Annotated in this window: 11 protein-coding genes; 7 read left to right on the top strand and 4 right to left on the bottom strand. The window is 58.4% G+C overall.

What is annotated here, in order from left to right; translation table 11 throughout:
- Window positions 1–133 precede the first annotated feature (133 nt).
- Window positions 134–2,770 (top strand): putative bifunctional diguanylate cyclase/phosphodiesterase, encoded by a 2,637-nt coding sequence (locus tag FHR87_RS05470; RefSeq protein WP_338021222.1) that lies wholly within the window; start codon window positions 134–136, stop codon window positions 2,768–2,770.
- 166 nt (window positions 2,771–2,936) lie between these two features.
- Entirely contained in the window at window positions 2,937–3,584 is a 648-nt protein-coding gene (gene msrA, locus FHR87_RS05465; protein ID WP_183165716.1) for a peptide-methionine (S)-S-oxide reductase MsrA, read from the top strand.
- Window positions 3,585–3,604: 20 nt separating this feature from the next.
- Here the strand turns inward: msrA and FHR87_RS05460 are convergent, their stop codons facing one another.
- Entirely contained in the window at window positions 3,605–4,120 is a 516-nt protein-coding gene (locus FHR87_RS05460) for a glycine cleavage system transcriptional repressor (RefSeq protein WP_183165715.1), read from the bottom strand.
- Window positions 4,121–4,456: 336 nt separating this feature from the next.
- Here FHR87_RS05460 and FHR87_RS05455 point away from each other — a divergent pair, with 336 nt between their 5' ends.
- The 3 genes from FHR87_RS05455 (at window position 4,457) to FHR87_RS05445 (ending at window position 9,489) form a co-directional block, all read left to right on the top strand.
- On the top strand, window positions 4,457–6,634 hold the full coding sequence (locus tag FHR87_RS05455) for a malate synthase G (protein WP_183165714.1): 2,178 nt from the start codon (window positions 4,457–4,459) through the stop codon (window positions 6,632–6,634).
- Window positions 6,635–6,844: 210 nt separating this feature from the next.
- A complete protein-coding gene (locus FHR87_RS05450) occupies window positions 6,845–8,782 on the top strand; it encodes a putative nucleotidyltransferase substrate binding domain-containing protein (RefSeq protein WP_183165713.1) in 1,938 nt (645 codons plus the stop codon).
- Window positions 8,779–9,489, top strand: a complete 711-nt coding sequence (locus FHR87_RS05445; protein ID WP_183165712.1) for a 3'-5' exonuclease — start codon at window positions 8,779–8,781, stop codon at window positions 9,487–9,489. Before FHR87_RS05450 ends, FHR87_RS05445 begins: the two co-directional genes overlap by 4 nt.
- Window positions 9,490–9,498: 9 nt before the next feature.
- Here FHR87_RS05445 and rloA2 read toward each other — a convergent pair whose 3' ends face one another.
- On the bottom strand, window positions 9,499–10,029 hold the full coding sequence (gene rloA2, locus FHR87_RS05440; protein ID WP_183165711.1) for a retropepsin-like aspartic peptidase RloA2: 531 nt from the start codon (window positions 10,027–10,029) through the stop codon (window positions 9,499–9,501).
- Between the two features lie 150 nt (window positions 10,030–10,179).
- Here rloA2 and FHR87_RS05435 point away from each other — a divergent pair, with 150 nt between their 5' ends.
- Together FHR87_RS05435 and yccS are read left to right on the top strand one after the other, a co-directional pair.
- Window positions 10,180–11,073 carry an acyltransferase gene (locus tag FHR87_RS05435; protein ID WP_183165710.1) on the top strand — a complete coding sequence of 298 codons (894 nt, stop codon included), beginning with the start codon at window positions 10,180–10,182 and terminating at the stop codon, window positions 11,071–11,073.
- Window positions 11,074–11,086: 13 nt separating this feature from the next.
- Entirely contained in the window at window positions 11,087–13,312 is a 2,226-nt protein-coding gene (gene yccS / locus FHR87_RS05430) for a YccS family putative transporter (RefSeq protein ID WP_183165709.1), read from the top strand.
- A gap of 906 nt (window positions 13,313–14,218) precedes the next feature.
- On the opposite strand, the gene FHR87_RS05425 is transcribed toward yccS, so the two are convergent.
- Both FHR87_RS05425 and FHR87_RS05420 read right to left on the bottom strand, forming a co-directional pair.
- Window positions 14,219–14,497 carry a DUF3509 domain-containing protein gene (locus tag FHR87_RS05425; protein WP_183165708.1) on the bottom strand — a complete coding sequence of 93 codons (279 nt, stop codon included), beginning with the start codon at window positions 14,495–14,497 and terminating at the stop codon, window positions 14,219–14,221.
- Window positions 14,498–14,984: 487 nt separating this feature from the next.
- A complete protein-coding gene (locus tag FHR87_RS05420) occupies window positions 14,985–15,812 on the bottom strand; it encodes an NADPH-dependent oxidoreductase (RefSeq protein ID WP_183165707.1) in 828 nt (275 codons plus the stop codon).
- Window positions 15,813–15,947 lie beyond the last annotated feature (135 nt).

Here is a 15,947-nt window from a genome sequence, read left to right as displayed (position 1 = left end):
GATCAAGCCTGAAGGCTATAGCGACGTAGACCGAACGGTCGAATACCGTTGCAAGTCAGCCCGAGCTAATAAAAATCACCTAACAGGCCGATAACCAGACCGGACGCCCTCCCAAATCTACCGGTCGAAGAATGTGGACAATAACCACTCGCTAAAAAATTCAGCCGATGCCAGCGCGGCAAAAGCAACCTCGCTACCCACCCCCGCACAGCTCGGTATGCTGCGCTTCGAGCGCTTGAGCGACCCGAGCTGGACCCTGCTTTATCTCGATCCGGGCTGTGAAGGGCAGCTCGGTCTGGCCGCCAACGATCTGTGCTCATCGACTGGTTTCCCGTATGCCAGGCTGATGGAGCCGGCAGCACGCCCTCGACTGCATGAAGAACTCCTGGCGCAACTAACCAGAAATGGCGGCAACTACCGAATCCGCTATCGCCTGCATATGGCTGAGCGTACGTTCGATGTACTGGAAACCGGTGAATACTATCAACAGCATGGTCAGGAGCTGCTACGCGGTTATCTACTGATCTGCGAGCCCCGGGAAGATGACAACGAAATATCTTCGCCCCTGGTGAAAGAATATCTGCAGTTGCTCGCCCGTTTGCGTGCGCAGCAGGATTTGCTTGCCAAGCTCGCGACCCATCGCTACGGCGCCAAGCCCTTGCAGGAAGCGGCTGAGCTGATTACCGAGGCGGCCTGTGCCATCTATGCAGTGAGCTATGGCAGTGTCTGGATGATCGAAGACACCACGTTCAAGCCCGTTACCCAGTTCAAGCAGGGAAGCGGCACCGTCACCGCTCTGGAGGATTTCGATTCGCTACCCTACCCTCGCTATATCCATGCATTGCATGGCGAACGGGTAATCGACGCGTACGATGCCCGGAACGATTTGCGCACGTACGAGCTGGCCGAGTATTTCAAGTCGCGTGGCGTGGTATCCCTGCTCGAGGCGGGCATCCACACCGATGGCGAACTGGTTGGCGTCCTGCGCCTGGAGCATACCGGCGAGAATCGCCAATGGCAGATGGATGAAATCGCCTTTGCCGGCGAACTGGCCGACCACATTGGCCAGGCCATGCTCAATCACCAGCGACTCGATGCCATCCACTCGCTGCACCTGTTTCAGCGTGCGGTAGAACAAGCCTCGAGCGCCTGCCTGCTGCTGGATCGCGACGGTCGGATCAAATATGTAAACCCCAGTTTCACCGCCATTACCCAATACACAAGCGAGGAAGCACTGGGTCGCAATATTGCGAAACTCCCGGTCCTGGAAGACATCGATGGCATTTTGCGCGATACCCGAACGGCGCTGGCTCATAACAGCAGTTGGCAAGGCGAATTCCGTGGCAGGCGCAAGAACCTGATTCCCTACTGGGGGCACCTGTCGGTTTCCAAGGTATTGGACAGCAACCGGCGCCTGAGCAATTACGTGGTCATCTACGAAGACGTTACCGAAAACAAACTGGCCCAACAGCGAATCGAGCGCCTGGCCTATACCGATAATCTTACCGGGCTGGCCAACCGTACCTGTTTCATCCAGACCCTGGAAAAACGCTTCAACAATGGCGATGCTCCCAACCTGATGCTGTTGCTGGTGGATATCGATAACTTCAAACGCATCAACGACAGCCTGGGCCATCGTATCGGTGACAAGCTGCTGGTCAAGCTCGCCCGCCGGCTGATCAATATGTTCGAGACCCGTGGCCTGGTATCGCGCTTTGCCAGCAACGAATTCGCCATCCTGCTCGACGACCAGGACCAGGAAAGCGGCCGACATCTGGCCCGACAAATCCTGGATATCCTGGACAAACCGTTGTATATCGACGGCCAGTTGATCAGCATCAGTGGATCGGCCGGGCTGGCCTGCGCACCGCAGCACGGCCTGGATCCGCAGACTTTGATGAAGCATGCCGGGCTGGCATTGCACAAGGCCAAGGCCAATGGCAAGAATCAGCTACAGACCTTCATCACTACGCTGAATGCCGAAGCGGATTTTCGCCTATTCCTGGAGAACAGCCTGCGGCGTGCCTTGGTACAGGAAGAGCTGGAGCTGTTCTACCAACCCAAAGTATGCCTGCACACCGGCAAGCTGCTGGGACTCGAAGCCTTGCTGCGCTGGAGGAACCCAGAAAAAGGCATGATCCAGCCCAGCCACTTCATCAGCGTGGCCGAAGAAACCGGGTTGATCATTCCTATCGGCAAGTGGGCGGCGCGCCAGGCGTGCCGTATGGGCAAGCAGCTTGCCGAGCAGGGCATAAGCGATCTACATATTGCAATCAACCTATCCTCTCGACAGTTTGCCGACCCGAGCCTGGTCGCGTCTCTGGCTGACATCCTTGCGGAGGAGCAACTGCCTCCCCAGCGCCTGGAGCTGGAATTGACCGAAAGTCTGCTATTGGATGCGACCGAGGAGACTCACCAGCAACTCAATGAACTCAAAGCAATGGGGCTGACCCTGGCGATGGATGACTTCGGCACCGGTTATTCATCATTGAGTTACCTGAAGAAATTCCCCATCGATGTGATCAAGATCGACCGTAGCTTCATCAAGGATATTCCCGACAGCGAAGACGATATGGAAATCACCTCAGCCGTGATCGCCATGGCGCACAACCTCAAGCTCAAGGTCGTCGCCGAAGGGATCGAAACCAGCCAGCAACTGGCTTTCCTGCGCCGCCAACACTGTGATATCGGCCAGGGTTACCTGTTCGACAGGCCCATTCCCAGCCAACAGTTGGTCGAAAGGCTGCGCCGTTATTTGCGCAAACCTTGAAGCACAATGGCCATATCCAGCCCTGGAATATTCGGTAAACCCCTGTTTCCATCTCCTGGCTCCTGTCCGGTGACAAGGCGAAGACCCGCCTTTCGTCCAGCCTGCCGAAACACTTGCAGCCCCCCATCGTCTACTGCTCCAGCCCCTATCGAAAACGAGGTGCCCCATGTTTCTGCGTTCGCATACTCCCGTTCATAAACAGGCCTTACCTACTGCCGAGCAGGCCTTGCCGGGCCGCGCCACGCCGCTGGCCGTACCGGCGGCTCACCATGTCAATGGCAACCCGCTGCAAGGCCCCATCCCGACGGGAATGCAACAGGCCGTATTCGGTATGGGCTGCTTCTGGGGTGCGGAACGCCGCTTCTGGCAGCAACCGGGCGTCTGGAGTACGGCCGTCGGTTATGCCGGCGGGCATACGCCGAATCCGACCTACGATGAGGTTTGCTCCGGCCTGACCGGTCATGCAGAAGTGGTGCTGGTCGTATTCGATCCACGGATCGTCGAGTATTCGGGGCTCCTGAAAGTCTTCTGGGAAGCCCATGATCCAACTCAGGGCATGCGCCAGGGTAACGATCTGGGCACTCAATATCGTTCGGTCATCTACTGCAGCAATGCCGATCAACTGGAGCAGGCCCGGGCCAGTCGTGCACACTTCCAGGCCGGTCTGGAGCAGGCCGGCTATGGCCCGATCACTACGGAAATCGCCGAAGCGCCGCTGTTTTATTATGCCGAGCCTTATCACCAGCAGTATCTGGCGAAGAACCCCGACGGCTATTGCGGGCTGGGTGGAACCGGAGTCTGCCTGCCGGCCTGAAACCACCACCGAGGCGGGAATCAGTCGGCAGGCACCTGCAACTCGACCATCAACTCATCAGCCAGGGTTTCCAGATGCTCGCGCAGGTTCGGCAACGATAGCTCCGCCGGAACCGCCAACCGGGCCTCGGCATGGAATAACAGCTCGTTGCTCATTGGCGCCGGCGCTACCCATGTGTCCAGCTCGTCCAGGTTGATGCCCTCCTCGACCAGCAAGCGGGTAATGTCGCGGACGATACCGGGCCTGTCGTTACCGATCAGCCGCAACAGAACCTCTCGCGTATCACGCGCGATTTCGGCGGTACTGTTCGCGACCTGCACACGAATACCCTGGCGCTGCAGATCCTGCAACGCCAGCACCAAGACCTGTAAAGAGGTTTCGGGAACAGCAATCCGCAAAATACCGGCGAACTGGCCGGCCATTCTCGACATCCGGCTATCTAGCCAGTTGCCGCCATGTGTGGCGACACACTGGGCGATGGATTCGACCAGCCCGGGCTGGTCTCTGGCAATGATGGTTACGACCAGATTTTCCATGTGGCTATCCTCGGTTGCGCGTAGTACCCACTACGAATGTATATAGAACAACCACCACGCCTTAACGATCCAACTTGCTCGGGATTGAGTAGCATGAGGACGATGAGATATTCCCGGAATGGTCTTCGGGCTTGCTCTGATGATTATGTAGTGTTAAAAAACCATAACTACAAAAAATAATCCAACTCGCAGTAAGCCAATGAACTGCTGGAATCCATGCTGCAACCGGCACGGGGCTTCGTTCGACAGCCCGCCACCAACGAACGTCGGTTCTGCAGCCATTCAAGGCCTGCCTGTCAGGCAGGTCCGTCAAGTTGACACAGAGGAAGTCAAGCAATGACTGAGCGCGTTCAAGTCGGTGGCCTGCAGGTCGCCAAGGTCCTGTACGACTTCGTGAACAACGAAGCCATTCCCGGTACTGGCGTGTCCACCGAAGCCTTCTGGAATGGTGCTGCCGGCATCATCCACGAGCTGGCACCGAAAAACCGCACCCTGCTGGCCAAGCGCGACGAAATCCAGGCCAGCATTGATGCCTGGCATCAGGCTCGTGCCGGGCAGGTTCACGAAGCGGATGCCTACAAGATCTTCCTGCAGGAGATCGGCTACCTGCAGCCGGAAGCGGAAGACTTCAAGATTTCCACGGAAAACGTGGACGACGAGGTTGCCCGCCTGGCCGGCCCGCAACTGGTGGTGCCGGTCATGAACGCGCGCTTTGCCCTGAATGCCGCCAATGCACGCTGGGGCTCGCTCTACGACGCTCTGTACGGGACCGATGTCATTCCCGAAGAGGAAGGCGCAGCACGCGGAACGAGTTACAACGAAATCCGTGGGGCCAAGGTCATTGCCTTCGGCCGCCGCTTCCTTGATCGTGCAACACCACTGGAGGGTACTCAATACGAAGACGTTGTCGGCTATCGTATCGAAAACGGCGAACTGATCGCCGCCCTGGCCAGTGGCGCAACCACTAACCTGCAGAATCCGAGCCAGTTGGTCGGCTACCGAGGCGATGCTGCAGCGCCCACAGCCATCCTGCTCAGGCACAACGGCCTGCACATCGAATTGCAGATCGACCGTGGCAGCCTGATCGGCAAGAACGACCCTGCCGGCGTCAAGGACATCGTGCTGGAATCCGCGCTGACTACCATCATGGACTGCGAAGATTCCGTGGCGGCCGTCGATGCCGACGACAAGGTGGAGGTCTATCGCAACTGGCTGGGCTTGATGAAGGGAACCCTGACCGAGGAGGTCACCAAGGGCAGCAAGAGCTTCATCCGCGAGATGAATCCCGACCGCATCTACACAGCCGCAGCCGGTGGCGAACTGGTCCTGCATGGCCGTGCCCTGCTGTTCGTGCGCAACGTAGGCCATCTGATGACCAACGACGCGATCCTCGACAAGGATGGCAACGAAGTGCCGGAAGGCATCCTGGATGCGCTGATCACCAGTCTGGCTGCCCTTCATGATCTCAAGGGCAATACCAGCCGCAAGAACAGCCGCACCGGCTCGATCTACATCGTCAAACCCAAGATGCACGGCCCGGAGGAAGTGGCATTCACCAACGAACTGTTCCTGCGTGTCGAAAATGCACTCGGCCTGCCGAACAATACCCTGAAAGTCGGCATCATGGACGAGGAGCGCCGCACCACGGTCAACCTCAAAGCCTGCATCAAGGCTGCTCGCGAGCGCGTCGTATTCATCAATACCGGCTTTCTCGACCGTACCGGCGACGAAATCCATACCTCCATGGAAGCCGGTCCGATGATCCGCAAGGGCGCCATGAAAAACGCCGCCTGGATCAAGGCCTACGAGAACTGGAACGTGGATGTCGGCCTGACTACCGGCCTGCCGGGACGAGCACAGATCGGCAAAGGCATGTGGGCGATGCCGGACCTGATGGCCGACATGCTCGAACAGAAGATCGCCCATCCGCAGGCTGGTGCCAATACTGCCTGGGTGCCCTCGCCGACCGCTGCCACCCTGCATGCCCTGCACTACCACAAGGTCGATGTCTTTGCCCGCCAGATCGAACTGAGTCGACGCGGCCATGCCTCGCTGGACGATATCCTCAGTATCCCGCTGGTGACTGAGCTCGACTGGAGCGAGAAGGATATCCAGCAGGAACTGGACAATAACGCGCAGGGTATCCTGGGCTACGTGGTCCGCTGGGTCGAACAGGGCGTAGGCTGCTCCAAGGTGCCCGACATCAACGACATCGCCCTGATGGAGGACCGCGCCACGCTGCGTATTTCCAGCCAGCACATCGCCAACTGGCTGCGCCACGGCGTGTGTACCACCGAACAGGTCATGGAAACCCTCAAGCGCATGGCAGCGGTGGTGGACCGGCAGAATGTGGACGACCCGCTATACCGACCGATGGCTCCGAATTTCGACGACAGTATCGCCTTCCAGGCTGCCGTCGAACTGGTGATCGACGGTCCTCGTCAGCCCAATGGCTATACCGAGCCGGTATTGCACCGTCGGCGCCGTGAATTCAAGGCAAAGAACGGCTTGTAATCGCTGCCCCCTTTATTGCTGCAATGGCCGTCTCCTTGGTGGGACGGCTTTTTTTATCTCGATGCTTCGGTGAATCAGGTTACCTGTCTGATCTATATGCATCCCGGACTACGCGTCTCGGACAGAATGTCTCATATAGACTTACGTACAATGGGCTCTCGGAGGATGCACAGACACCATTACCCTCAGTGACCACTCGGAACCGTAGCCATGAGCAAAGCCGATGTTTTCGCCAAGGCCGGTAAGACGGCGGTTCTGCAGAACATCCATGGCACCATGGAATTCCTGCGAAAATTCCCCCCGTTCAACCAGATGGAGAATGCCCATCTGGCCTATCTGGTCGAAAACTGCCACCTGCGCTTCTACGCTGCCGAGGAAACCATCGTCGCACCCGAGAATGGTGTGGTTCAGTACTTCTATATCGTCAAGCAGGGGCGCGTTTATGGCGAACGCTCCGCCAGCGATACGCACGGTGCCAGATCGACCTTCGAAATAACCGCAGGCGAATGCTTCCCCATGGCAGCCCTGCTCGGCGAACGCGCCACGCGTACCGCACACCTGGCCTCCGAGGACACCTTCTGCCTGGTGCTCGGCAAGCCAGCCTTCGCCAAGCTCATCGCCTTGTCCGAACCCTTGCGTGACTTCGCCATACGTGGCGTCAGCAGCTTGCTGGACCAAGTCAACCAGCAGGTACAACGACGCGCCGTGGAAAGCCTCGGCGAACAGTATTCGCTGGATACCCGCCTGGGTGACCTGGCACTCCTGCAACCCGTTTTCTGCCTGCCGTCGATGCCGCTCAATCGGGCTGTCCACCTGATGAACGAGCAGCATGTCGGCAGCGTGGTGATGGTCGATACCGAACTGCATCCACTGGGCATTTTCACCCTGCGCGACCTGCGTCGGGTGATCGCCTCAGGAATCGACGACCTGACCCAGCCGATTGCCCGCTTCATGACCCAGCAGCCCTTCTACCTGCCACCGGATGCCAGTGCGTTCGATGCGGCCATCGCCATGACCGAACGCCATATCGCCCACGTCTGCGTGGTGGAGAACGGCCGGCTGCGCGGCGTGATCTCCGAGCGCGATCTGTTCTCCCTGCAGCGGGTGGATCTGGTACACCTGGCCCAGACTATCCGCCATGCCAGCCGGCTCGACATGCTGGCCGGGATGCGTATCCAGATCCGCCAATTGGTGGATAACATGCTGGCCCACGGTGCCTCCTCGACCCAGGTCACGCATATCGTCACACTCCTGAACGATCACACCGTGGCGCGGGTCATCGAGTTGGCCATCGAGGATATGGGCGATCCAGGGGTGCCCTTCACCTGGCTGTGCTTCGGCAGCGAAGGACGTTGCGAGCAGACCCTGTATACCGATCAGGACAATGGCATCCTCTTCGAGGCGCAAGATCCCGATGAAACGGCCCGCATCCGTGGCAAGCTACTGCCGCTGGCTGAGCGGATCAATCTGGATCTGGCGCAATGCGGCTTCTCATTGTGCAAAGGCAAGATCATGGCGGGCAATCCGGAAATGTGCCTGTCGCGCCAAGAATGGTCACGCCGCTTTCAATCATTCATCCTCGACTCGACTCCAGAGCACCTGCTCGGCAGCACCATATTCTTCGATCTGCGCGTAGTCTGGGGACCGACCGATGGCTGCGAGCAGTTGCGCCGCGAGCTACTCGAACAGATCGAGGAACAGACCCTGTTCCAGCGCCTGATGGCCGAGAATGCCTTGCGGCACCGTCCTCCGGCAGGGCGTTTCCGCGACTTCGTCGTCTCCCGCAAAGGCAACGACAAAACCCCTACGCTCGATCTGAAAAAAGAAGGTCTGACGCCCTTTGTGGACGGCGCGCGCCTGCTTGCCCTGGCCAACGGGATCGAAGCCACCAATACCCAGGAACGCCTGCGGCAACTGATCGAGGCCGGAATCGTCGACGCCAAGGACGGCTCCGCCTATGAAGAAGCCTATCAATTCATCCAGCAGACCCGCATGGAACAGCATCAGCAGCAGGCACGCGAGCAACTGCCTTATTCCAACCGGCTGGACCCGGACACTCTCAATCATCTGGACCGGCGCATCCTGCGCGAATCCTTTCGCCAGGCACAACGCCTGCAGGCCAGCCTGGCCTTGCGCTACCATTTATGAAGCTGTTCCGGTTCGGGTTGGGCAGCAGTTCAAAGCTGGAGCCGCGTCAGCAGGAACGACTGCAGGCACTGCGCCGATTACAGCCACTGTCGGATTGCCGACTGGCCGACGGACGTTTTGTAGTGGTTGATTTGGAAACTACAGGGCTCAATCTCCGCCGCGATCAGGTGATCTCCATCGGTGCCGTGGTCATCGAGAACAGCGCCATCGATTTCAGCCAGATGTTCGAACGGACCCTATATCGCGAACGCATCAAGATCAGCGCAAGTATCCTGATCCATGGCATCGCCCCCAGCGAACTGGCGACCGGCAGCGATCCGGTCGAAGCGCTGTTGGATTTCATGGAATTTGTCGGCGAAAGCCCGCTGTTGGCCTTTCACGCCGGCTTCGATCAGCGCATGTTGCTGCGCGCCCTGCGCGAAAGCCTCGCTTACCGCATGCCACATGCATTCTTCGATGTCGCCGAGATCGCTCCGCTGCTCCGGCCCGAGGCGAATCTGCGCAACGCGGGCCTGGACGACTGGGTCGGGTATTTCGCCCTGCATGTACTGCAACGCCACAATGCCAGTGCCGATGCCATGGCCACCGCCGAGCTCGGCCTGATCCTGCTCAAGCTGGCTCACCGCCAGGGTATCGAGACCCTGGCCCAACTCGAACAGCGCCTCAATGGCTGGCGTCGCACCCAGCAGCCGCAGCATTCGCTGTAGCGCGATAGCTCAGCAGTCAGGCCGACCAGCGGTGTATTTACGCGAGGGATCGATGGCGCCGTCCAGTTTGTCGATAGCCTGCGCCCCGATCAGCAACGGGTAACGGAAGTGCGACCGATCAGCCAGGTTGACCTCAATCATGCGCTGGTGGTCACCGATGCAGAGCTGCATCTCGATCACCGGTCGCTTCGCTGAATTCTGGCTGCGCTCCTCTTCTTCGTCATCGACATCCTGCTCTTCATTGCGCGCCTTGATTCGGCTGACCCGCACCAGGCGATGCTCATAGAGCGTATCGTCAGCGCCATCCATCGCCAGGCGGAAACGTACCCACTTCTCGCCATCGCGCTCGAAACGTTTGATGTCGCGCGCGGAAAGCGAAGCGGTCATGGCTCCTGTATCCATCTTCGCCCTGAGCGTCTTGCCAAGTTCATCCAGGTGAATGTATTCGTAGCGGCCATAAATGGTGGGCTCGGGTTCGGCAGCGAACACCGAACAGGAAAGCAAGGCCAGCAGGCCCAGGGAAGGCAGGACACGACTCAAGATTGACTCCTGAAGCTTTTCGAAAAGATATGCATGCGACCGGAACACACCGTTCGGGTTCGGCTTCCAGCGCGGTCAGCAACAACCGACCAAAGCAAGGCAGCCAAGCCTTGGTATCATGCCCTTGCGTGACGTTTCATGGGAGTTTTCATGCGCCACTTGGTCATCGGTATCACCACCTCTGTGCTACTTCTGTTCAATACGCTGCTGGCATTCGTGCCGATACTGCTACTGGGGCTGCTCAAGCTACTCCCCTGGCGCCCCCTGCAGGACTGCTGCTCCCGTGGCATAACCTGGCTGGCAGAAGCCTGGGCGGCCATCAATAACCGGGGGCTCGATTTTTTCGTACCGACCGTCTGGGATATCCGCAACCCGGGTAACCTGCGCCGCGATGCCTCTTACCTGATTATCAGCAATCACCAGTCCTGGGTCGATATTCCTGCCCTGATGCGGGTGTTCAACCGCAAGACGCCCTACTTCAAGTTCTTCCTGAAAAAAGAGCTGATCTGGGTGCCCCTTCTCGGGCTGGCCTTCTGGGCGCTGGATTATCCGTTCATGAAGCGTTACTCCAAGGCCTTTCTCGAAAAACACCCGCATATGCAAGGCAAGGATCTGGAAATAACTCGCCGTGCCTGCGAGAAATTCAGGAACCAGCCGGTTGCCGTAGTCAATTATCTGGAAGGCACACGCTTTACCGCCGCCAAGCATGCGCAGCAGAATTCGCCCTATCGTCATTTGCTCAAGCCCAAGGCCGGTGGTGTAGCGTTTGTATTCGGTATTCTGGGGAAACAGCTTGACTCCATTCTCGATGTCACGGTGGTTTATCCTGACGAACGCGTCCCTGGATTCTGGGAGTTGCTCAGCGGCCAGGTGCAACGTGTCATCATCGATATACAACCGCGTGAACTCGACCCCAGGCTGGCAGGAGGCGATTATCAGAGCGACCCGGATTTCCGCCGCGCCGTGCAAGACTGGGTAAGTCATCTCTGGCAGGAAAAGGATGCCCGCATCGAACGACTGCGGCGCGAAAATCCATCCCGGTAAAAGGCTTCGAAGCATGCCACTCACGTCCTATAGCCAATACTTGCGCCGCTTGTGGTCCCTGGAAAAATTCGGCTACAGCCTGCGCGTTACCATCGCCCTGGCCAGCACCATGGGACTGTGCTGGTATCTCGACCGGCCTTCGATGATCATCTCACTGTTTCTCGGCATCATCGCCAGCGCCCTGGCGGAAACCGACGATAACTGGATCGGCCGGCTCAATGCGCTGTTGGTCACTCTGCTGTGTTTCAGCATCGCGGCGGCATCGGTGCAACTGCTGTTCCCCTACCCGGTACTGTTTGCCACGGGCATGGCACTCTCGGCCTTTTCGCTGGTGATGCTGGGCTCAATCAGCGAACGCTATGCCACCATTGCCTCAGCCACGTTGATTCTCTCGGTCTACAGCATGATCTCGATGGATCAGCGTGGCGGCAGCGGAACACTGCCCCACGACACGCTCGCCTATTGGCACGATCCGCTGTTGCTGCTGGCCGGAGCCATCTGGTACGGCCTGCTTTCGATCATCTGGAGTGCGATCTTCACCCATCAACCGGTACAGCACAGCCTGGCCGGGATCTATCGTGAGCTGGCCCGCTATTTTCGCCTGAAGGCCGACCTGTTCGAACCCTATCACCGAACGGATATCGAAGAACGGCGCCTGGCTCTGGCGAGGCAGAACGGCCAGATCGTGGCGGCCCTGAACGTCGCCAAGGACACGCTGCTGCACCGCAAGGGCTATGTGCAGGCTGGCGGACCGATGAGTCATTACTACCGGTTGTACTTTCTCGCCCAGGATCTGCACGAACGCGTCACCTCATCGCACTATCCCTACCAGGCGCTCTCGGACACCTTTTTCCACAGCGACGTATTGTTTCGCTGCCAGCGCTTGCTGCGCCTGCAATCCAAAGCGTGCCTGGCACTGGCCGATGCCATCATCATGCAGCTGCCGTTCCGCTACGGCGAAGCCACCACCCAGGCGATGGGCGATCTGCATGCCTCGCTGGACTACCTGCAACAGCAGCACAAGCCAGCCTGGCGTCGTCTGTTGCGTTCCCTGTATGCCCTGGCCAGTAATCTGGAAACCGTGCAAACCCAGCTGACCGGCGCCAGCGATCCCAAGCTCGATGACAAGAAGCAGGACAACAGCCTGCGCGACCTGACGCCGAAATCGCTACGCGAGGCATTCAACCGCCTGCTGGCGCAATTCACGCCAACGTCGCTGCTGTTCCGGCACGCCTTGCGTATGGCCGCGGCCCTGCTCTGCGGCTATGTCGTACTGCACGCGATACACCCCAAGCAGGGCTACTGGATTCTGCTGACCACCGTATTCGTCTGCCAGCCCAACTACGGCGCGACACGCATCAAGCTGGTCAAGCGCGTGACCGGCACCGCGCTCGGACTGGTCGCCGGCTGGGGCTTGTTCGCCCTGTTTCCCGAACAGGAAATACAGGCGACTTTTGCCGTACTGGCCGGCATCATCTTCTTCATCACCCGCAGCACGCATTACACGCTGTCCACCGCCGCGATCACCCTGATGATCCTGTTCTGCTTCAATCAGACCGGCGACGGCTATGCACTGATCTGGCCGCGTCTGTTCGATACGCTGCTCGGCAGCCTGATTGCCGTGGCAGCAGTGTTCCTGATCCTGCCGGACTGGCAAGACAGGAATCTCAACCAGGTATACGCCAGGACCCTGAGCTGCAGCAGCGCCTATCTGCGCAAGATCATGAGCCAATACGATACCGGCAAAGATGACGACCTGGAGTACCGGGTCATCCGGCGTAACGCCCACAATGCCGATGCAGCGCTGTCGAAGACACTCTCGAACATGCTTCTGGAACCAGGGCACTTCCGCAAGGACGCCGAGGCCGGCTTCCGCTTCCTGACCCTCTCGCACACCTTGCTCAACTATCTGTCCGGGCTGGGCTCGCATCGCGCGACGCTACCGGACGATGCGACCGACGAAATGCTGGAAAAGGCCGCCGAACGCCTGGCCTGCAGCCTGGATGAACTGGCTGAAGCCCTGCGCCAGAACCAGCCGATCACCCTTCACAACGAAGAAGACGAAGCACTGGCCCAGCAGCTCGAACAAACGCCAGAGGAGATGGACGAGGGGCATCGCCTGGTGCAAATCCAATTGGGCTTGATCTGCCGGCAACTGGCCTCGCTGCGCAGCCTTTCCCAGCATTTGGTCAAACCACAAGGTGACACACCCGTGGCGACGGCAGCCACCACGGTATAGAAAGCAGGCAGCTTACTCCGGACCCGGAGTAAGCCGCGACCGATCCGGCAGTCACGGTGCAACAGGCAGGAAAAGTGCCGGACAGGCCGCAGGCTTCAGGGAACCTGCATGATTGACCTAAGAGCCTGCTCACGATTTCGCGAGCTAGAGCTAAACGGTGGCGAAAACGGCTGAGGAAGCGGAGTTTACGGGTGGTAAATGAGCATTCCGAAGCCGGTTTCAACGCCGTTTGGCCGACGCACAGCAGATCGTGAACAGGCTCTAACGAACGGTCCCGCTCTTATCGCCAGAGTGCGGTCCCTCCATGGTACCGGAACCGGGTTCTGCCGGTGGCACGGAGGAAGGCTCGACCGGTGCGGCAGGAGCTGCTGGCTGATGGGTAGACGGCGCAGGTGGGGGAACTTCGTCGGTATGATCTTCTGGACCGCAACCAGCCAGTAATAGGCCAAGAACGGCCGGAGCGAGATAAACAAAACGCATGATTGAACCTCCTTACAAAATAGGGCACCAGATACACCGGTGCATCTTGGAATACTGGCAAACCCCGATACCTTTAAATCGACCGAAATAACGCCAAAGAGTGCCTCTGCTTTGTTCTGGCAAACATTTCGCGATGCTCTGACAACCCAGGCTGACGCCAAGCCGGACCACATTCGGGAAGGGGATATGTGCAGCAAGCAATCCATGCGAACCACGCTTGTAGTACGCAAGAACCACGAAATTTCCAGAAAAACAGCTGACGGGTCATGCCGAAATCGTAGAAGACCTCCAGCCGATCATGCGGCTCGTCTCTTCTTTCTAATTGCGGGCAAGCAGATCGATATACCGCATCTGAACTTCTCTACTTACCCGACAGTCAAGAAGCGGGTAATACACTGAATAAAGGGAGTTTGCCGTGCAATCAGTCTACGCGTATTCGTATTTCGGCAAGGCTACCCTGCTTTGGCTTTGCAAATGAGCAATAGCTGGAGACGTACCTGCTTCCAGGGCCAAGTCGCGGCGGATCGAACTTACCAGCCACTCCAGTTGCAGGTGAGATTGCGCCTGGCCACGAGACAATGCGCGCCGGAGCACATCCTGGCCATCGGCATTGAGGGTTACCAATACACCGCCATCCGGACGAGCGACGGTAGCTACGTCGAATTCCGGAAAAGCGGTAGCAAGAAAATCCTGAGCAAGAGACATTCTATTTCTCCAAATGGTTTGTCACGCTGCGCACAGTAAGGAGCAGCCTTCGTGCCAAGCCAATATGAAAAATAAAATTTAAATAAATCATATGATTATGCAAAAAAGCAAAAGCCGGCATCGTGCAAAAAGCAATAATGGCCTGCTTTGTACATGCAATCTGCCAGAACTGAACGCCGAGAACCATCCCCCGCCGACCCGACCACCGAAGCGAATAGCCGCACCAGATATTGCATCCTATCCATGACATCTTCATGAAATAGCTCAGACTCACCAACCTGTCATTCTTTAATGGCGAGATTGCGAGAAACCAGCCGCTACTTTTCTGAATTTAGCGCCCACGATGGCAAAGTCTCGAATATGGAGAAACCGCCACACCCTCTGAGCGCTAGTTATGAATGGCCCCTTCAGCCCGTTCAAAGACTTTGGGATTTGCTTGTGCGGACCTACGGACCTACTGAGCAAAAACCTTGAAAAAGCCTGGTTTTCAGAGCAGATCGAACTGCTGCTCCTTGAGCACTTGCCCGATACGCTCCCGACCATGCAGGGCCGCGACCTTGTTCAAGCGTTGGAACGTCTGGCTGCTCCAATTGGCGCTGGCCAGGCCCTGCTGCTGGTAGAAGGCCGCGATACTTCGGTCATAGTCCTGAATCGACTGCGCCTCTGTCGCCGGGGCCGAATAGGTCTCCCGGTGCAAGACTACCGCCTGAGGCAAGCGCGGCTTGATGGCGGTCGGCTTATCGGGGTCAGGGTAGCCCACGGTCAGGCCGAAGACGGGATACACCAGAGGCGGCAGGTGCAGTTCCTCGATAACCTCGCGCAGGTTGTTGCGCAGAGCACCGATATAGACGGTTCCCAGCCCCAGGGACTCCGCTGCCACCACGGCGTTCTGGGCAGCCAGGGCCGCATCGACACTGCCCACCAGGAAACTGTCCAGGTAGCCAAGCGCTTGCAGTTCGACCCCTTGCTGATCCGCCTGGCGTTGGATTCGGGAGAAGTCCGCCAGCCATACCAGGAACAGCGGCGCCTGGCGGATATGTGTCTGGTTACCCGCCAGCGCTGCCAGCCGGGCCTTGCGCTCAGGGTCTTCAACGGCCAGCAGGCTCCAGGGTTGCAGATTGGAGGAGCTGGCAGCCGATTGCGCCGCCGCCAGCAGGGTTTCCAGCGTGTTATCCGGCAATGGCTTGTCGAGGTAGGCACGGACGCTACGGTGACTGAACAAAGCCGTAGTGATGGCATTGGTAATGACGGCGGGACGCGTTTCTGCCGCCAAGCCATAGCGTTGTTGCAAGAGATCGATTGCTGCTGTGGACATGTCTACCTCTCCTGTTGATCAACTGTCATTGCGTATGGGAATGCTGTTTGCGAAGTTTCAGGCACAGAAAAAGCCGGGGCCTGGAAGTAATCCAGTGCGCTGGATGCAGCGCAATCGGGGTGGCAATTGATGACA

Origin of the sequence: Azomonas macrocytogenes, assembly GCF_014191985.1 — a bacterium.
Taxonomy (GTDB): domain Bacteria; phylum Pseudomonadota; class Gammaproteobacteria; order Pseudomonadales; family Pseudomonadaceae; genus Azomonas; species Azomonas macrocytogenes.
This window is presented reverse-complemented; position numbering and strand designations above follow the sequence as displayed.